The organism is Natrinema hispanicum, assembly GCF_900111485.1.
GTDB classification, from domain to species: domain Archaea; phylum Halobacteriota; class Halobacteria; order Halobacteriales; family Natrialbaceae; genus Natrinema; species Natrinema hispanicum_A.
The window spans coordinates 13,230-31,193 of sequence record NZ_FOIC01000032.1 but is presented as its reverse complement, the minus strand read 5'-3'; the positions used below and the strand labels follow the sequence as shown (position 1 = coordinate 31,193).

16 protein-coding genes are annotated in these 17,964 nt (G+C 55.0%); 12 read left to right on the top strand and 4 right to left on the bottom strand.

The genetic code is table 11. The features are described 5' to 3' along the window. Positions 1-205: 205 nt before the first annotated feature. A complete protein-coding gene (locus tag BSG09_RS17205; RefSeq protein ID WP_092934782.1) occupies positions 206-1,396 on the bottom strand; it encodes an ISH3 family transposase in 1,191 nt (396 codons plus the stop codon). A 665-nt stretch (positions 1,397-2,061) separates the two neighbouring features. Between BSG09_RS17205 and BSG09_RS20975 the strand changes: the two genes are divergently transcribed. The 4 genes from BSG09_RS20975 to BSG09_RS17195 all read left to right on the top strand — a co-directional run bounded on the left by BSG09_RS20975 (position 2,062) and on the right by BSG09_RS17195 (position 3,886). Further along, complete coding sequence (locus tag BSG09_RS20975; protein WP_175542247.1) at positions 2,062-2,202, top strand: hypothetical protein; 141 nt, start codon at positions 2,062-2,064, stop codon at positions 2,200-2,202. Continuing rightward, positions 2,199-2,336 (top strand): hypothetical protein, encoded by a 138-nt coding sequence (locus BSG09_RS20970; RefSeq protein WP_175542246.1) that lies wholly within the window; start codon positions 2,199-2,201, stop codon positions 2,334-2,336. The genes BSG09_RS20975 and BSG09_RS20970 overlap by 4 nt, the downstream gene beginning before the upstream one ends. Before the next feature lie 400 nt (positions 2,337-2,736). After that, on the top strand, positions 2,737-3,387 hold the full coding sequence (locus tag BSG09_RS17200) for a hypothetical protein (RefSeq protein ID WP_092935300.1): 651 nt from the start codon (positions 2,737-2,739) through the stop codon (positions 3,385-3,387). Continuing rightward, positions 3,380-3,886 carry a metal-dependent hydrolase gene (locus BSG09_RS17195; RefSeq protein ID WP_092935298.1) on the top strand — a complete coding sequence of 169 codons (507 nt, stop codon included), beginning with the start codon at positions 3,380-3,382 and terminating at the stop codon, positions 3,884-3,886. Before BSG09_RS17200 ends, BSG09_RS17195 begins: the two co-directional genes overlap by 8 nt. Before the next feature lie 75 nt (positions 3,887-3,961). Here the strand turns inward: BSG09_RS17195 and BSG09_RS17190 are convergent, their stop codons facing one another. After that, the gene (locus tag BSG09_RS17190) at positions 3,962-4,207 is read right to left on the bottom strand and encodes a PRC-barrel domain-containing protein (protein ID WP_092935296.1); all 246 of its coding nucleotides are present in this window, start codon (positions 4,205-4,207) and stop codon (positions 3,962-3,964) included. Positions 4,208-4,446: 239 nt separating this feature from the next. Between BSG09_RS17190 and BSG09_RS17185 the strand changes: the two genes are divergently transcribed. From BSG09_RS17185 to BSG09_RS17150, 8 genes are all read left to right on the top strand, one after another. Beyond that, positions 4,447-4,872 (top strand): NUDIX hydrolase, encoded by a 426-nt coding sequence (locus tag BSG09_RS17185; RefSeq protein ID WP_092935294.1) that lies wholly within the window; start codon positions 4,447-4,449, stop codon positions 4,870-4,872. 239 nt (positions 4,873-5,111) lie between these two features. Next, complete coding sequence (locus BSG09_RS17180) at positions 5,112-5,315, top strand: hypothetical protein (protein ID WP_092935292.1); 204 nt, start codon at positions 5,112-5,114, stop codon at positions 5,313-5,315. Between the two features lie 500 nt (positions 5,316-5,815). Beyond that, positions 5,816-6,997, top strand: a complete 1,182-nt coding sequence (locus BSG09_RS17175; RefSeq protein WP_092935290.1) for a hypothetical protein — start codon at positions 5,816-5,818, stop codon at positions 6,995-6,997. Between the two features lie 508 nt (positions 6,998-7,505). Continuing rightward, on the top strand, positions 7,506-8,762 hold the full coding sequence (locus tag BSG09_RS17170) for an RNA-guided endonuclease InsQ/TnpB family protein (RefSeq protein WP_092935288.1): 1,257 nt from the start codon (positions 7,506-7,508) through the stop codon (positions 8,760-8,762). A gap of 731 nt (positions 8,763-9,493) precedes the next feature. After that, positions 9,494-10,987 (top strand): PKD domain-containing protein, encoded by a 1,494-nt coding sequence (locus tag BSG09_RS17165; RefSeq protein ID WP_254799199.1) that lies wholly within the window; start codon positions 9,494-9,496, stop codon positions 10,985-10,987. Between the two features lie 92 nt (positions 10,988-11,079). Beyond that, on the top strand, positions 11,080-11,853 hold the full coding sequence (locus BSG09_RS17160; protein ID WP_092935284.1) for an ABC transporter ATP-binding protein: 774 nt from the start codon (positions 11,080-11,082) through the stop codon (positions 11,851-11,853). Next, on the top strand, positions 11,850-13,064 hold the full coding sequence (locus BSG09_RS17155; protein ID WP_092935282.1) for an ABC transporter permease: 1,215 nt from the start codon (positions 11,850-11,852) through the stop codon (positions 13,062-13,064). The genes BSG09_RS17160 and BSG09_RS17155 overlap by 4 nt, the downstream gene beginning before the upstream one ends. Positions 13,065-13,087: 23 nt before the next feature. Then, positions 13,088-14,320, top strand: coding sequence for an ABC transporter permease (locus BSG09_RS17150; RefSeq protein WP_092935304.1), 1,233 nt, complete (start codon positions 13,088-13,090; stop codon positions 14,318-14,320). A gap of 210 nt (positions 14,321-14,530) precedes the next feature. Here BSG09_RS17150 and BSG09_RS17145 read toward each other — a convergent pair whose 3' ends face one another. Together BSG09_RS17145 and BSG09_RS17140 are read right to left on the bottom strand one after the other, a co-directional pair. Beyond that, a complete protein-coding gene (locus BSG09_RS17145; protein WP_092935280.1) occupies positions 14,531-15,649 on the bottom strand; it encodes a DUF1616 domain-containing protein in 1,119 nt (372 codons plus the stop codon). Positions 15,650-15,824: 175 nt separating this feature from the next. Then, positions 15,825-17,912 carry a hypothetical protein gene (locus tag BSG09_RS17140; RefSeq protein WP_254799198.1) on the bottom strand — a complete coding sequence of 696 codons (2,088 nt, stop codon included), beginning with the start codon at positions 17,910-17,912 and terminating at the stop codon, positions 15,825-15,827. Positions 17,913-17,964 lie beyond the last annotated feature (52 nt).

The following is a 17,964-nucleotide window of genomic DNA, read 5'->3' as shown; positions in this document are numbered from 1 at the left end:
TCGCTAGTTGTCCACTGCGTCAATCACGCCACGGACAGATCCGAGGAAATAGACGAGACGTGAGGCAGAATCAGTGTGTAACCTGACGAGGAGACAGCACACAGTTGAGAATCTGTCTCACTACGCTCACTTTGGCAGAGATTCTGACGACGAGAAAGATAGCTGACGCTAGTAGCCGACCTCGCTTCGTCAGAAGCGAGGCGGCTTAGCCGAGTCCGTGATCACATCCAGGTGGCAATCCGGTACCGTTCGTCCGATGCTTCTCTTTCCATCCCAGATCGCGGTCTAACTCCCGGACGACTCCGTGGAGAAACGCATCTCCGAACGTGAACTCAACGGGAAGTGCTCGCCCGCCACGGCGTGGCCGGGCGAGCACGGCCCACTGTAATACCAGCCACAACTGCTCTAACAAGAACCCGACACCCACGTAGAAGAGGCGAATCGTCGTTGACGGTGTTGTCGTCACTGCACGCGCTTCACGGAACTTCTCGTAGCTCTTTTCGATCTGTGACCGCTTGTTGTAGATCGTCGCAACCTGCGTCGGCGTCCGGTCTTCCAGACCGTACGCCGCGTATCCGGTCGCCTTCACGCCAGACTTTCCACGGTCACCGTTCTGGTAGGTAACGTTCACTGCCATCGGAAACGTCTGTTCGTGCTCTTTCCCCTCACAAATCGTCTCTTCGGTCATGTATGACGCCGTTACGGAGAGCTTCTTTCGGATCGACGCCTTCCCGGTCTTGACCGGGAAGACTGGCGGTGCACTTTCTCGAAGGACGCCAATCAGCTTCCCGACGTAGGCGTCTCGATCCATGAGAATTCGGTCGATCTCGAATGGATACGTCTCGACGCGGGCGAGCAGGCGCTCGACCGCGTCGGCCTTGCTATCTTCGCCAGCAACCGGTTCAACCGCGAGTGTCAGCGGCTTTCCCTGCGCAATCACGAACGCTGTGCAGTAGCGATGACACTGGGTAGTCCCGTCCCGAGCAGACATCCGTCTGATCTCGCCGTCACTGCTGGGATTTCCGTGGAAGGGGTTGTCCATGAAGTCGATACAGACGGTTCTCGACCTGTGGCGGTCGAGAACCGTCATCGCCAGCGTAGCGAGAATATCGTTGACGGCGTCTAGCATCGGGTCTTTTTGGAGCGTGTGGAGCCAATCCATGACGGGTTCTCTATTGGGCGTTTCCTCTGTATTGGTCGTGACGCCGTTGACAGAGGTTGTCCCAGCGGCGGCTCGAAGAACGACTTCCATGATATCGCCGGGATCGAGGGGCGAGCCCTCGATTCCCGGCATCGGAATCAACAGGAGGAGCTCCAGAGAAAGAGCCTTGAGTTGCCGGTTCGAAATGAACTCGTCTGGATCAGTAAGCACCTGCTTGAGTTTTGGAAGGTTCATCAGGTGCGGATCCGGACAGCGGATGAATCAGATTTCTGATTCACCCGCTTCCTTCATCACTACGTGTTAGCCAGCTGGCCGCTTAGCCAGAGTGGACAACTAGCGAGAATGGGCTGCTGCCGGTGAGTCACTTAGGTGACTGAGGATACCGCATCTAGGAAGTAGTGGAATTGAGACGTGACTACAAGCACGATTGGCTGAGTCTTAAGCAGATACGCCTCTCTGTCTCGGAGTCAGGAGTAGTCGAGCGCCTCAAGATCGACGAGTTGCGTATCCTATAGCCACGTTAGCCCATACCATAGTTACGCTGGCCGCCGAACTAGAGGCCATTGAGCAGCGCGTTCTCTAACGGGAGGAGATCTGGGCCGACCCCCCACGTGACGGAGCAGTGGTGGGATGGCACGCCCCTATCTGGTGTCAGCAGAGGGTACCACAGGCCAGACAGACGGCCGGCAACCACGGTTTGTCGGTGTGGATTGAGCCGTGGCGCTCGCAATTGGGACACGACATCCGATCTGTTGGATGCTGTTTGGACATCTGTTAGAAACTAGTCGTCTGTCCGATGTATATGATGGTTACTATGTTGTCAGTAGATTGCTATATAGGCCTCCTACAGAGCAGAAGAATTAGTAACGTCTGAGACTCTTACCGGAGCCATCGAACGAATGACGTTCGAGGCTGATGCAACGCGGTACTACTTCGGAGCGGTTGCAGACCTAGAGCGGGACTTCCTGAACCCCCGTGTTCCGATGTACTGGGAGTGGGAAGAGGAGATTGACTACTCATTCACGTTGATCTGGACGTGAAACAATGGATTCGCCAACTTGCTCATGTGACAGGGGTGACCGATGATCTTCCGGCAGACTGGACGCTCCCGGACCTCGATCCAAGTCCGCTCTCGGAGTTTGAGGAAGAGCTGTTCGCAGACGAAGAACGGTGACCTCCTCTTGTGTGCCGACCCGCTGGTACATCGTCTGATTTGTCCATCACGAGCCGTGTCCACAGCGCTGACGGAAACTCGATGCGCTCGGTGACAACTTTGTCCGGCTTAAACCGGAGGATATCGAGGATCTTCTCGGGGTCTTGGTCACCCGTGTCGCAATTGTCAGTCATTGACGGTATCGGCTGGCCGTCCCGACTCGTCTGCTCGAGGTAGAACGTCGTTTCCTCGTCACGACGAAGACGGACCGTGAACGGATTAGCATCGCACTGGGATTGGACTGGCCCAGGCATCGGCTCACCGATGGCACAGCGGGACGTGGTGGCGTCTCCTAGCACCAGCGGGCCCGTCAGGAACAGAAGACATTTGCCACAGCTGACTAATCTTCGCGAGAAGGACTATGTCGGAGCCGTACGGGCATCGCAGTCGCGTGCTCGCCGGCGTCGTGCTCGTCGGACTCCTGATCGCGTGTTTGGTCTGGGCGGGTGCGACGATCGGCGACCTGACGGAGACCGAGTATCCCGACCAGGCCGACGTGAGGTCGGAACCAGCAGCGTACGTGGGCGACCAGGTCGTTCTCGGCGGCACCGTCGTTGCCACCGACCCCGTCGTGATCGCGACGCGGGCCAGCGGCTACGGGCGGTTCACGCTCGAGGACGCCGACGCCCGACTCAAAACCGGTGGCGCGCCGCTCGAGCGAGGGGACCGGGTGACAGCGTTCGGCACCCTCACGGCCGAGTCGACCCTCGCCGTCGAGCGCGCGCTGACGCGCGACCCGGCCGAGACGCGTTACATGCTCGTCGTCTCGGCGCTGGGCGGGCTCTTGGTCGTCGGCCGGTTCGTCCGCCACTGGCGCGTCGACCGGACCGCGCTCGCGTTCGTACCGCGCGAGCGATCGCGTGGCGGCCACCCCGACGACGGCCCCGAGAGGCGCGGCGCACGAGCGCGCGAGGGCCGGGCCGACCACTCGGCCACGACCGACGACCCACGGACCGGCACTCACCGCGACCAGCGCAAGCGCACCAGGGGCGGAGGTGAGCCGCGTGCCTGACGTCTTGACCCACGTGCTCGTCAGCTACACCCTCGGCATGCTGCTCTCGTTTCGCTACGCGTGGCTGCGCCCGGCTCACGTCACGCTCGTCATGGCCGGCGCGCTCGTGCCAGACCTCATGAAGATCCAGCTGCAGGTGCCGGACGAGTTTGTCGCTTGGGTCCTCGGCGTCCCGTTCACCTGGAGTCCGATCCATACCCTCGTCGGCTCCACGCTCATCATCGGCCTCGGTGGGCTCTTCGTGGCGCCGGCCCAGCGTCCCCGTGCGGTCGCCCTGCTCGCGGTCGGCGCCGGCTCCCACCACGCCCTCGATCTCCTGTTGGTGACGGCGTCGGGCGAGGCCTACGCAGTCTTCTGGCCGCTGCTCGACTATCGCCCGCCAGCGGGGGACCTCTATCTGAGCAGCGACCGCTGGCCGGCGGTCGTCGCCGGGGTGAGTGCGTTCTGCGTCTGGCTCGTTGCCCGCCGGCGGGATTCGGACCTGGCACCACACGAGTGAGGGCCGTCTCGTCACGGCCGGGACTCGAGACGGTCGCGCTGCGCTATCAGCCGCAGATCGCCCTCGAGCACCTCGTTACGCGCGGATAAGGATGTGGTCCCTGATGTCCTGGATACAACTGATGGGAACGAGGAGTCGGCCGTCGTCGGTCGTTTCAAAGTCCGCTGACTGACTCGAGAATCGCCCGTGGGGGTCGACGGCGAGATGGTCAAGCGTACGTGATTTGACGTGCATTATGATATTGTGTACTATCCCGACCTCGCTGCTGTCGATGCCTACGACGGATTTCTGTCGAAGATCGCTTGCGAGCAGTTCGTCCATACGAGACTGTACACAGTTATCACCAGTAAACCATGTTCATCATTAAATTAAATTGCCGTCACAGAACAGTCTGTTATACGGAGTTTGCGAGCTGGCAGACATAGGAATACACGGCTGGAGTAGGTAAGAAGCAGGTTCCGCCAGCGACGTCAGTGACCACTGTTGAACTCACCATCACTACGCCCACACGCGTACCACAACCACATATTTTTATGTTGTAATATAAAATATCCTACTATATGTACAACTCGGTAGTGCCCTGTGTCCCCAAGGTCTGTGCGTATCTCACCCGGAATGGCTGCGAGTTGCTCGTGTTCGAGGGACCCGGTCATGATGGACTCCAGATCCCGAAAGGAACGATCGAGCCTAGCGAATCGCCACGGGATGCACTCGAGCGCGAAGTCTGGGAAGAAAGCGGCCTCACAACACTTCAGAACGTCGAACACCTGACGAGCGATGTCTGGACACGCCGGCGTGCACCCCCCAAACGATACCACCGGCATTTCTTCCATGCAGAGGTCGACACCGACCGCGACACGTGGACGCACGTGGTGACTGGTGATGGGGATGAACAGGGCGTCGAATTCACCTACTTTTGGCTCGAGTTACCGACAACTCGAGAATTCGCCCTCGCCCTCGACGACTATGTGCATCTTCTCCCATAGAGACAAGTCAACTAAAATTGATAGCGCAGACTCGCATCTTCAGGCACTAGAGGAGGTCAAAGTATTGTAGTTTCGGTAGTTGATCCCCACCGACACTCAAGTTCGATGGTATACCCGCTTTCGAACTCGGCCAGCTTGTTGTTCATCTCTGTTCGATATACACGTGACGCTGACCGGAATAACCAGCACAAATATATTGACATGAATGGAACAGTCTCTATGGGAGGACGTTAGTGATAATGAGTGAAAGTAATACCAATGAATTAATTCGAGCGCTGGAATCTGCTGAGGATCAACTCGCTGATGCCGAAGATGTTGTCTGGAACGTTAGTACAGAACTCTGTGATGAGGAGACAGAGCAATCACTTGACGAACTGGTGGAAGAGTTGTGGCGCATTCAGAATCGCATCACAGAAATTAAAGAAACTGCCTCCGAAGAATAAACTACCTCGCCCTACTCACTCCATGGGGTCGAGACCTCTATCATCGGATTATATGAAACAACACGACACACGGCGTGGCCTCGGTGAAGCCGTCCACTGTGAGTACCGCGCAGCCACAGCACAACGGGTATTACGTACGCTGGCACCTACAGCTATTGCTCCCAGTTATCATTAATTATAATAGAATTTTACCGACAGGTTTATTCCACCGCAATTTGAATTCGAAGGCGGCGGGGAGATGATTCTGTCTTCGCCCGACAGCATCCGTCTCACTCCGGGAGATACGGAACCTCGCCGTCACACCTGAGATCAGTTCACTGTGAACCCACCCTCAACTGATCTCAGTCCCACCCGATTGGCACACCACCTCTCGGATGGGGGCTCCAACGCTGGCCTCTGGCCGGCGTTTCTCAAGACACGTATTAGTCGATGGTGACCTCGACCTACGAACCTCTCACAACAGCGGAAGGATTTTATTCATAGTTTCAAAATGTTCATCTATGCGGACAAGTGCCCTTCAAGTCGTCAGCGTTTGTCTAATCATCCTTGCCTCCGTCTCGCTTGCCGCCCCAGTGGCATCGGAGTCAGACTATGATCTCGAGGTCGTCAATTCGATTTCGACCCCCAAAGAGACCATCGAGATCGAAGGAACAGAGTATCCGGTTGACGGTGTCGGTGTCATCAAACCGGGCGAACCGATCGAAATCGAAGTTACCTCTCAAGAACAGTATAGTATCTACCTCTACAATACAGACGAAAAAGCTGAGTTCAGTAACGTATGGACCGCGGACAAAACCCGTGTTGCGATGGGTACCGAAGATGACGCCCTCGATACAAGCACGCTCGAGCCTGGGACGTACATGCTATCCTTGGAACCTCGAGGACAGGGTCGACAAGCAGTGTATCCCGTGGTCGTCGAAGAGTTCGATCTCTCGGTCGATCATCCGACATCCGCAACAGTCAATGAGGAAATCAACATTACTGCATCGATCGAGTCGACGGATGCAGCAACGAATGTAGACACTGTTGATGTCGCGATCTGGAACGAAGCTAACGACGATGGAAAAAACATCACGTTAGGCGCCGAAGGTGACGGAACATATAGTACGACTACCAATCTCAGTGACTTCGGTGAAGGCGAGTATCATGTTTACGGTGCTGTACAGGGTGACGAGGAAGCACAGGGATACCCGACCATTGTCGCGATCGATAACGGAGAGACGCTCACGGTAACAGCCGACGACACCGAAGAAGATGATGGAACCGGCAGCGGCGGAGGGAGTAGCGGTGGTGGCGGTGGCGGTGGCGGTAGCGGAGGAGTTGCTTCCCCGGACGACAGTGTATCCGAAGACGATACTAACAGTTCTAACAGCAGTACCGATCAGTCAAATGAATCTGTGGATGACGATTCGGTAACCGAAGACAGTTCTAACGAGAGTGAGACGGATACGAATGAGACGTCCGTCTCAGGCTCTGACACCGAGAGTGTGAATGAGACTAATTCTGACAACGAGAGCACCCAAGAGACTCCTGGTCAGGATCAGGTTCTCAATCCAAACAACGAGTCTGAGACGTCTGATGAGTCGACTAATACAGAGACCGACTCGGTTGGCACCCCGGGCTTTTTCCCCGTGGTAACTGTCTTTGCACTACTCATAGTTGGATATCGCCAGACACGGTAGCTCTGAGGTGCAAAATCAATAGAACAATCGCTGTCCGAACTCGAGGCAGATCTCTGTTTACAGTTTTGATACATAATGCGAGCGCATACCCGTGTCTTCACAGTAGTTGCCGATTCAGATTTCAGGGAGATCGCTGGAGCGGGAGGAGGTCAACTACAGGATTCATATTAATCAAGTGGTAGTTCTATTGGTCCTTACGGCCTTCAATATTCACACCAAAACTTCAATTATTTATTGCTTAATTTTATATATTATAATATATAAACTATGCTTAAATATTAAGATATTATTCATTATACGTTAGAATAGTATAACTAGATCCGGAGGTGGGGGGACTTATGCACGAGAATACGACGATCAGCATTTCCGAGGTGGAGCCTCCGGCCTCAAGGAGTGAACAGAGTGAGCGAGTAGGCCGAAAAGGAAACCGACATGGTACGACACAACCTGCATACTGCGACCGCCTGACTCCCGAACGGTTAAGAACCGTCAGCACTCCATCTGAAATATGGAGGTCCGGCGTACCGCGCCCGTCAAACTCGTCGTTCCCGACGAGCGACGCGACGACCTCCACGAATCCGCCCGGCAGTTCCTTCACTGCGCCAACCGTGCCGCCGAGTTCTGTTGGTCCGACGACTCCTACACCGAGTGCATCACAGCCAACACGACCGCACGAGACGCTCTTTACGACGAACTCCGCGACGAAACCGAGCTCACCGCGAACCTCGTCCAAGAAGCCATCCGACGCGCTGTCCAAGCCGTCAAGGGATGCGTCGAACGGTGGAAACAAGGAAAACGAGTGAGCCAGCCGGAACTCACGTCGTGGAGTATGCTCTACGACAAACGGAGCGCCACATTCTACCGGAACAAAGTCTCACTCTCGACTGTCAACGGGCGTGTCGAGTGCGACTTTGAACTTCCCTCGGACAGCCCCACGCCATATGAGCGGTACGTGCTGTCCGAGGAGTTTGAGTTCCGAGCGAGTACGCTCCAGTACGACGCAATAGACGACGAGTTCTACTTCCACATCACCACTCGGAAGTACGACTCCGATGGAGACGGCGAGTTGTCTGAGGTTTCGGGAGATACCGAGCATCAAACAGTCCTTGGTATCGACCTCGGCGTTAACAGTCTCGCCGTCGCCTCCACCGGGCGCTTCTGGCAGGGAGACGACTACGACCACTGGTGCCGCGAGTTCGAGAAGCAACGTGGTGAGCTGCAACACCGCGGCACGCAGGCCGCACACAACGCCTTGCTTCGACTCGGGAAGCGTGAAGAAGCATGGCGGAAACAGTACATCCACACCGTCGCCAACGAACTCGTCACGGAAGCCGTTGAACACGACTGCGACGGTATCGTGTTCGAGGACTTGACTGACATTCGAGAGCGACTTTCGCAGGCGAAGTGGCACCACATATGGGCGTTCCGACGCCTGTACGAGTACGTCTCCTACAAGGCACCTGAAAAGGGCGTCTACGTGGAACAAGTCGAGCCGAACTACACGTCCCAACGCTGTTCTCGAACGGACTGCGGGTTCACGCACGATGGCAACCGCCATGGAGAACACTTCTGTTGCCAGAAGTGCGGGTACGAAGTGAACGCGGACTACAACGCCGCGAAGAACATCGGGACGCGGTACGCTCGGAAGCGAACACACAGACTCCGTTCCTCGCCCAAGTCGGGGGATGGAGACGCACCAGTAAACGTGCGTATAAATGGTGGGACATTGAACGGCAAGAGTCACCAGCCTATTGCTGGGGGCTGATTGCCGGGAGTCCACATCAAAGCCCACCCTCAAGAACCGAGGCGCGTAGCGCCGAGGGAGTAGGCTGAGGTAGTTTACATCAGTCTATTGTCCATATTGTGGTACTGAACGGGGAGTTCAAATTACCATTCCGCGGCAAGGGGAGAAGACAACGACTCGATCTGCCTACTGTCCACACTGCGACGATGACCGGGATATCCGAATCACCGTCCCATGGCAGGCAGATATATGTACCAGTTGCGGACAGAACGTTGGAGATGGGATGAATTAATATCGGTGCGCTCCGCCGTCAGCACGGTGACTGACTGGGATAGCAAGTGGTTGAGGCTATGCCGACAACTGTCAACGACAGTGTGCGCCGATAAGCGATTCGAGAAAGTACTAGGTCTAGCTCCGAGGTAATTCACTCGGTAGTGTTAAATCTGTGGAGTTTATTTTATTGAGATATGAAACGTCGGCCTGTCATTGCGCTATTATTCAGCGCTATGATGCTCCTCAGCCCGATTGCAGGGGTCGTGGGAGCCTCGAGTGGGACAGCTTCAACCTCATACCAATCGATAGCGGCGAGCGACGGAACAGACGACTCATACATTGACGTCACCGAGAACATGAGTGTCTGGGACCGGTCGGCACTCTCACTACGGGCAAATACGAGTGCGAACGATGCAGTGACCGTCGACAATCTCTTCTTGAGCGCACAAACCCCACGGGGGGACGTGTCGTCAGGTGATATGGATCGTGCTACGCTTGCTGTCTTCCAGACTGGAAATGAGGTGACCCTCTCCTTTGGAGAAAACGTTGACACAGATAATGTTCCTACCGACGGTGCTCAGCTTCTAACCGCGCATATCGAGGAACAAACGAGTGCCACACCGACGACTGGACGGGAATTGCTTAATGAACTCTCGAACGAAAACATCGAGAATCTCAACCAGAACGCTTCATTCACGGAGGAGAGCATCACTCTTAGCGGTGATCAAGAGCTAGCAGTCACGCCGGACAAACCCGGACACTACGTGTACGTGCTTGCGACAGGCGGTAATCTCAGCACGCCTAGCGGAGATCTCACAATCAACGGTGAGACAACGATTCTTGGAGTCGAACAACTCGCTGCGCAGGATACCTCATCCGAGGTCTCGGTTTCGCCTGACTCGCCAGAGCCAGGCGACACTCTGACTTTTGATGTTAATGCGACTGAATTAGACGGCGAAACATCGCACGCTGTTGCCGTCTATGACGAGTCGAATTTCACTACGAGTCAGATGACTGTTAATATCTCAGAACAGCTGAGTACAGACCTCTCTACTGAGAACGTGACTATCAAGCATGGAATTAAGGAATTCAACGGGGTGCAAAACCTCACAGATGATGTCTCGATAGTCAACCAAAAAATCGGAGAGCAGACCAGGACAGGCCTAACTCAGTTCGGAGATGTTGTCAGTTTCATTGCAAACGAAGGCGACGTCGATGAGATTGAAACAGAGGTTACCGGAGAAACTACTCTCGATGCCTCTACTACTGCAGTGAAAGCTGGTCCTGAAACGTCGATTGACGTGAAAACGTATGAGAACTGGACGGAAGGAGACTATCGCTGGATCCACATTGCAACCGGCTCCTCAAGTGATCAACTCCAAGTGAATACTGGTACGACGACCATTCAAGCCGATACCACCGACGGAGGCGGCGGTGGAGGCGGTGGCGGCGGCGGCGGTGGCGGTGGCGGCGGCGGTGGCGGTGGTGGCGGTGGTGGCGGCGGCGGTGGTGCCCCCGGCGCACCCGGTGAAGATGAGCCAGATCAGCAGAAGCCGAACGCCGCAATCGCAATTGACCCCAACCCGGCCGCAGTCAACGAGACAGTTACCTTCTCTGCTGCGAAGTCGACGGATGAAGATCAGGACATCGTCGATTACGAGTGGAAAATAAATAAAGAGACGCTTGAAGGAAAGACCGTTACCAAGACATTCAACAAGCCTGGTGAGTATCCAGTCAAACTCACAGTCAGAAATGAAGCCGGTGAGACTGATACTGCAACAGCAACACTGACCGTTAAGAAAGATACAAAAACTGACCCTGAGCCTGACGAACCCAAAGAACCAGATCAACCTGATGAGCCTGACGAGCCTGACGAAGATCGCGGCTTACTGCCTATCCCCGGGTTTGGGATGAGCATCGCTATTGTTGCACTCTTATCAGTTGCGTTGCTCCTGTCTCGCCGACAAAACTGACTACCAGAGCTCGTTCTTCTTTCCGCGAAAGCGAGGGACCACTTATTCACGAGAACAGAACTGTTAATTAGCCATAAGAACCTTCCATTTGTATGGCCGGGGCTGTTACCTCAATCAAGGACATTGATTCTTCTTCACCTATTGTCACGGCAAGGAACGTGACGAAAATCTATAAACGAGGCTCAGAACCGGGATTGATTGGTCGCATATTAGGCCGATCGGAGCCTCCGACAGTCCATGCAGTCGACTCGGTCTCTCTCGAGATCTCTTCCGGAGAAATAGTTGGTCTCGCAGGATCGAGTGGCAGTGGTAAATCGACACTGTTGCATCTCTTATCCGGATTAGAACAGCCGACTGCAGGCACGGTTTCGTTTCAGGGGACCGATCTTACAACACTATCTGCTCGTGAGCGAACGCGGCATCGGCTCGAGAACATTGGGATCGTGTTCCAGCGGTTCCATCTACTCGATTCGCTCTCTGCTCGTGCAAATGTTGCGCTTCCACTCGTTGAACTTGGTGTTCCCAAGAGCGAGCGCCGAAAGCGGGCCACAGAGTTACTCGAGCGAATTGGACTCGAAGATCGGATCACGCACCGACCAGGTGAACTCAGCGGTGGGGAACAACAACGCGTTGCAATCGCCCGTGCGCTGATCACGGATCCAGCACTCGTGATCGCTGACGAACCAACCGGCGAACTAGACACGGAAACTGGACGAACAATACTCGAGGAGTTCAAACAGGTTGCTGAGAATCGAACTATCGTTCTTGCCTCACACGATCAGGAGACGCTCGAGATTTGTGATCGGGTAATTCAGCTTCGAGATGGTGCCATCGCTAATCGTCGGACACAAGAGATCCGTCCATGAAAATTCGGCGGCTACTCACTCGTTGGGTTGGGCTGATTGCTGTCGGAATTCGTCGTACAGCATCACGTGCAACCCATACAGCGAAGCAACGGAGTCGATTTAGTGTCCTTGGTGTTGCCGTCGCCATCGCACTATTGATAATGGTCACTGGACTTGGAGTCGGTCTTGCGACGAGCACCACCGTCTACGATGATGACGTTGATTACTGGATCGTCCCTGAGACAGACAGTCCAGAATCTCCGTTAATTGCAACCGATAATATACAGTTCAGTTCGGTCCATGAGACGAACGATCGTATCCATGGTTACGATGGAGTAGATGCAACAACACCAGTGTTAGCTCAAGTTCTCCGAATTGAATCAAGCGACACGGCTGAGTATATTCTTGTTGTCGGGGTTATAAACACACCCGAGCTGGATCGCGTTGTTGGAGTCGACTCTGACTTACTCACACCTCAGGACCCCTACTACGCTAATGGAGAGTACAACGGTGAGTGGACAGGAGAAGTGGTCCTTTCGGACGGTGCAGCAGACATTCTTGCAACCTCACCAGGCGAATCAGTCGCAGTTGCAGGAAACAACACATTCACCGTTGCGGCCATCGACAACCAGTCAAGTTCGACAGGCGATATTCCGACAGCACTTGTCCAGCTAAGCGAGTTACAACAGATAACTGGCGCTGCAGAATATGACCAAGCAGATCAATTCGTTGTCAGTACGAATTCACCATCCGTGCAAAACAAGCTCGAAGGGGTTTATCCACAGTCATCTGTCCAGACACGCGGTGAAATGACAGCAAACCAAGTAGCTGAGTCAGATCTTTCATTGGCACTCGCGCTTACTGCACTTGTGGTATCGCTCTCTATTGGAACGCTTTTTGTTGTTACAACATCGGGACTCGAGATCGTTGCAGATCAGCAGCAATTAGCAGTTCTCTCTGCAATGGGGCTCTCGATCAAAAGTCAGTTACAGCTTGTGGGAACACAGACAGTTGTGCTGACAGGACTTGGTGGGTTGATAGGCACTATTGGCGGTTTAGCAGGAATCCGGCTGATAAACACTATTGCGATCCGAACAATAACGACGGAGCCGATAGCGACCTCTCATCCAGTCTTCATTGTCTACGGAATCGGTGTTGCACTGGTAGTAGGCCTACTCTCACTGCCAGTCTTGTTACTGACAGCCCGCCGTGTTTCAGGAGGTGTTCCATAGTGCTTAGACAACTTTACAACTGGGTGAGTCGGGCAGTTATTCGCCTGCGTACTGCGGGGAGTCTCACTGTTGCTCAATTCCGACAACACAAACTCCAACTTACGTTAGCGATTATCGGTGTCGCATTAGCTGTTCTCTCAATGACGTTACTCGCCGGTGCAGGAATTGGTGTTCTTGAAACCGGTGAGCAAGGATTTGATGCTGCTGAACGTGACCTCTGGGTCACGTCAGGCGAAACTCGAATAACGTCTGCAGGCGGCGGTGGGTTCGAAAACACGTTATACAACTCTCGAAATCTATCCGCCGAAATGGAAGCACATGAGGACGTACAGCATGCGATTCCGTTAGCATTCGATACGGTATATGTCAGCACTAACCACAGTGATGAATTCCATACGTTCGTTGCAACAGGTGTACCAGGAGGTGGTCCAGTAGTTCAAATAACAGAGGGTGAGGGGATTCAGGGAGACACTCATTACGCGAATGGGACATATGAGGGAGAGATGACTCGAGAGGTGGTGATTGATAAAGAAACAGCTGATTCGCTCAATATCTCAACTGGTGACACAGTCAATATTGGTGGGTCACTGGCCGCTGCGAGGCAAAACCAGTTCACAATTGTCGGGATTTCACCAACTTTCGAGCGAATGCTCGGAACGCCAACGGTGACGATGCCACTCAGTGAACTGCACCAGGTCACGGGCACCACTCAAACTGAGCCAGCAACCTTCATCACAATCACCATAGAGGACGGTGCAAGCGTCAATACGGTTCAAAAGGACCTGGAAGAAGCATATCCTGAATACGAAATTCGAACGAATCAAGAACAGCTTTCGGCAGTGTTGCAAGAACAAGTGCTTCTACTAGCAGCTGCAGGGGCACTCGTCTTGCTAGCTATCGGCTCTGGCATCGCACTAACGATATCGCTTCTCTCGCTTGTAATTCACCAACAACGCCAGACATTTGCGGCTCTCACAGCTCAAGGAATCTCACGATCACTCCTTGTCTCAACCGTGATTGGACAGGGTTTCATAATTGGATTGATTGGGGGAGCAATTGGAATACTACTCACGGTTCCTGCTGTTAGTATTTTTAATCGCCTTGCAGCAGCTATTGTCGGATTCGAAGGGCTTCTTCAAACTGCACCATGGATTTACGGGACCGGTCTCGGGATTGCCGTGGTCGTTGGAACGATTGCTGCAGCTACTGCTGGTTGGCGGATTAGTCGCACACCCCCACTTGAACTACTTCATTAACGAAAAGTAGGCGCCAGCACCCCAATGTGTTCCATGTCGACGATCGCGAGGTGTTTTTCTCTTCAATTTGATGTCGGCCTCGAGGACATCGTCGGTACTGACGCGTTGTAGCGTCTTTTTGCTCTATGATCAATCTCTTTTTGGGGGCCCACTAGCACTGCTCGAGAAGAAGAATTCGAGAAAGACAATTAGCCAGCGATGCCGATATCTTCACGACTCGGAGACGTTCACCCAGAGATGGACGGAGTATTCTGTATCGTCCATCGAGGGGTCGGCTGGCACGTTGCCACCAGGGAAGAGTAGCCAGACTACCCGCTGGTTCTCCCCAGTCATCGTTGGCTCGAGCGCGTACTCGTGGTGCCAACTCTCGTTATGTGCAATCGTGGTGCTAAAGCGATCGAGTTCACGCTGTTCCTGAACGACTGTCTCGTTGACCGTCGTATTAGTATCTCCCTCACTGGTAGCCGTCTCGTTCTCGACCACCTCGACATCCTGCTCGAGGACCACCACGGTGTACTCTGTCGTTTCGTGTTCGTGGTTGTCGATCCCGACGATCAGCTCTTTGCTCTCTCCTTGGACGAACTCAGTCGGATAATCGTCAGCGACCCGTTCGCCGTCATCGTCCTCGGTTAGCAAATAGATCGCTGAGAATTGTTCACCATCGGGCGGAACCATCACCGCGAAACTCACGCTCCCAGCTGCAAGCACGACTGAGATCACCAACAAGACGTTCAACGCCGCGTCCGCACGCGTATCTGGCTCGAGCAACTCCTCGCGTCCAGCAGCGTACCACTCTCGGTACGGGACTTGGAACCGCTCGTCGACCGGAAGTGCCCGTCGGCGCTCTGCTGCCACGGCTGCCGAAACAAGTGTGAAGCCGCTGACCGACACCACGATCGGCACCAGACGAATTCCCCAGGGTGTGAAATTCAACACGAGGCCGATCAGAGGCACGATTGCAATACTGAGTCCGAAAGAGAGTGCTACGCGCTCGATGCCATCGATTCCGGACCGTGAGGTGATCGAGTCGTACAATCCATCCGAATCCGAGTCGTCGACCATCTTCTGGCTGTCAGCCGGTGGTGTAGGCTCGTCGGACGACGCAGGTGACTCGCCAGCCTCGGGAAACAGCGCCGCAATAAACGCATAGCCTGGGACGAAGAGGACGAACGCGAGGCCGAACGGAACCCGAAGTGGCGTCTCTCGAATCACAGGGGCCAGCGCAGCGATGTTAGTCGCGATAACGAGCGCCACCACAGCAGCAAGATCAGCGGGCAGTTGTCTGACTCGTCGTGGGAGCAACAGCCACAACGACCGGAACGCGACCATTCAATCCATAGTATTGACAACGGGGGTAAAAATAAACCGAAAGGTCTGCGCGAACGCCATCGATAACTTTTTTTGAAAATCTCGTCATACTATGCTGATCGCTGCGATCGGTGTGTTCGTCAACAGTGCCGCTCGAGGAGTCAGTGACCGGAGGGAAGGTGCTATAGCCGATTCGTTAATCGTCGGCAGGTGCGCCATCGCTCGACGACCCATCGCTGCCACACAACTGCCTGGCTCGCTCGAGAATACCCGACGCCTCGTCTGTCGAAACACTATCGCGGCCGAACGCGGCGTGTTCGTATCCTTGCGTGATATCGTGGAGCAACTCGGCGCCTGGCGCATCTTCGCTGCGATAGGTTCGATAGAACTCCCAGTGGGTCAGCGCACCCTGTTTATCGATCCGTGCCTCGAGTGCTTGGCGAACGGCTGCATAGCTCGTTCGTGCCGCGTCATCAGGCCGTCCGTTTGTAAGTTGCTCGTGTGCCTGCTCAAGCAGCGGTGTAACGGTGTCAGGCGACGGGTCCGATGACTTCTCAGTGGCGGTTATCTCATCCGTAGACCGTCGGTCACCTGCTTGGCTACCCGATGGGGACTCTGCCGCGGAACGGCGGTACCACCAGAGACCAAGACCGGCTATGATCAGCACGAGGAAGCCGCCAGCGAGCACGATTGATGTCGGCAACTGCGTTCCTGCCTCGCCGATTGTGATAGCAGTCTCGGCGGTCGCTGATGCGAGATTGGAGCCACTTCCCTCGTAGACCGCAGCAACCGTCACATCGCTCCCGGTAACTGAGTCCGGAACGGAAACTGTCTCACCGAACGACCCGCCCTCTCCAGTCGTGACGGTACCGACAGATGTTCCGTCAACTCGAAGCTGTACGATCTCGCCTGCGACCCCGTCGCTACCAACAGTGCTGAGCGTCCCGTTGACCGTGATCTCTTGATTGCCAGTCGACTCCCCTTCGATCGAAAGCCTGCTTTCGGTCTCGCGGACGGTCACAGTCGTTGTATTGGTCGTCGCGGCGAGAGCCTGATCATCGAACGGCAGTCGGACGCCTAGTTCAGCCTCTCCATCGGGGACGGACGCTGGAACCGTTCCCATCCCGCTGAACTCGCCATCCGTGACGGTGGCGGTCCCGATCTGCTCTCCCTCAAGAACCACAGCAAGAGTGACCCCGTCAACAGGAGTTCCATCGACTGCCAACTCTCCGGCGACGGCTGCCTCATCGTTGTACGACACCTCACGACTAACCTCGCTCAGTGAGACAGTCGGTTCGGCCTGCTCAATTGAGACACTGACGTTAGCCTCGTCGCCCAGGTACACTGATTGCGTCTTAGGCACGTACTGGACGGCGAGTTCGTCGGTCGATAGTTGTTCGTCGATCGGACGATACTCGAGCGTGAATGCGCCCGCTGAATCCGTTGTGACCAACTCGGTGTGGTTTCCGACATTAAGTCTGATTTCCTCGTTCGCAATTGGAGTCCCGCCAGCTGTCTGTAGTTCGCCCGTCGCGACCAGTGGTTCAAGGAACGAGATCGTCTCTCGTTCGGCCGTCAGCGTCAGCTCTGTTTTCTCAAACGACTGTTCGCGAACGGCTGCCTGTTCGGTCTGAATCGTTTGAGTAACGTTCTCGACTGCCGTGTCTGCCTCCGAAAGATCGGAGTTCGTCTGATTCTCGATCTTGTCGTAGCTTTCACGAACTGAGCTACCGAGGGACTCGATCTCGTTGGCAAGTGTCTCGAGTTCACGTGCGCGCTCACGTGCACGTTCCTCATCCCCCGCCTCACGGGCTGCTTCGTACTCGTCTTTCGTCTCTCGATATTCCTGAACGGTATCGGATAGTCGAGACTGCTTTTCGCCGGCTTCTTCGAATTCGTCTTCCTGACTCTCGCCGTCGGTCTCTCCCGCGACATCGACGTACTGCCCCAGTCGTTCGCGATATTCCTCGCCGACATAGTCACTCGCGAGTTCATATTCGCCCTCGCTCAGTTGGATCGCACTCTCGCCAAGCTGCGTTGATAGACGATCTGATAGCCACCCTTCGACGCTGTTGAGGTCACCGTCTTCGGAGTAGTTATCGGGATTCCGATGTGGGGTTGTCTCGTTTTGCACCCTGTCGGTGTCGTTTTGCTGGACCGCGACACGATAGACGGAATCACCGTCCGCCGCACTCGCCGGGTTCGCTACGGCAATTCCACTGGTAACCGTCATTAAGATGATCAAGAGGGCGAAGACGAGCGAACGGCCACCGACAGTATTCACATCTGAGGAATTTTCAGTGCACCCAAATAAGGTATTCTCTCGAGCGGCGACA

Coding starts and splice junctions, on each gene's coding strand:
- BSG09_RS17145 (WP_092935280.1), bottom strand. CDS start 15,649: ATGGTCGCGTTCCGGTCGTTGTGGCTGTTGCTCCCACGACGAGTCAGA.
- BSG09_RS17180 (WP_092935292.1), top strand. CDS start 5,112: ATGAGTGAAAGTAATACCAATGAATTAATTCGAGCGCTGGAATCTGCT.
- BSG09_RS17170 (WP_092935288.1), top strand. CDS start 7,506: ATGGAGGTCCGGCGTACCGCGCCCGTCAAACTCGTCGTTCCCGACGAG.
- BSG09_RS17165 (WP_254799199.1), top strand. CDS start 9,494: ATGGATCGTGCTACGCTTGCTGTCTTCCAGACTGGAAATGAGGTGACC.
- BSG09_RS17175 (WP_092935290.1), top strand. CDS start 5,816: ATGCGGACAAGTGCCCTTCAAGTCGTCAGCGTTTGTCTAATCATCCTT.
- BSG09_RS20975 (WP_175542247.1), top strand. CDS start 2,062: ATGACGTTCGAGGCTGATGCAACGCGGTACTACTTCGGAGCGGTTGCA.
- BSG09_RS17200 (WP_092935300.1), top strand. CDS start 2,737: ATGTCGGAGCCGTACGGGCATCGCAGTCGCGTGCTCGCCGGCGTCGTG.
- BSG09_RS17160 (WP_092935284.1), top strand. CDS start 11,080: ATGGCCGGGGCTGTTACCTCAATCAAGGACATTGATTCTTCTTCACCT.
- BSG09_RS17205 (WP_092934782.1), bottom strand. CDS start 1,396: ATGAACCTTCCAAAACTCAAGCAGGTGCTTACTGATCCAGACGAGTTC.
- BSG09_RS17155 (WP_092935282.1), top strand. CDS start 11,850: ATGAAAATTCGGCGGCTACTCACTCGTTGGGTTGGGCTGATTGCTGTC.
- BSG09_RS17185 (WP_092935294.1), top strand. CDS start 4,447: ATGTACAACTCGGTAGTGCCCTGTGTCCCCAAGGTCTGTGCGTATCTC.
- BSG09_RS17190 (WP_092935296.1), bottom strand. CDS start 4,207: ATGGACGAACTGCTCGCAAGCGATCTTCGACAGAAATCCGTCGTAGGC.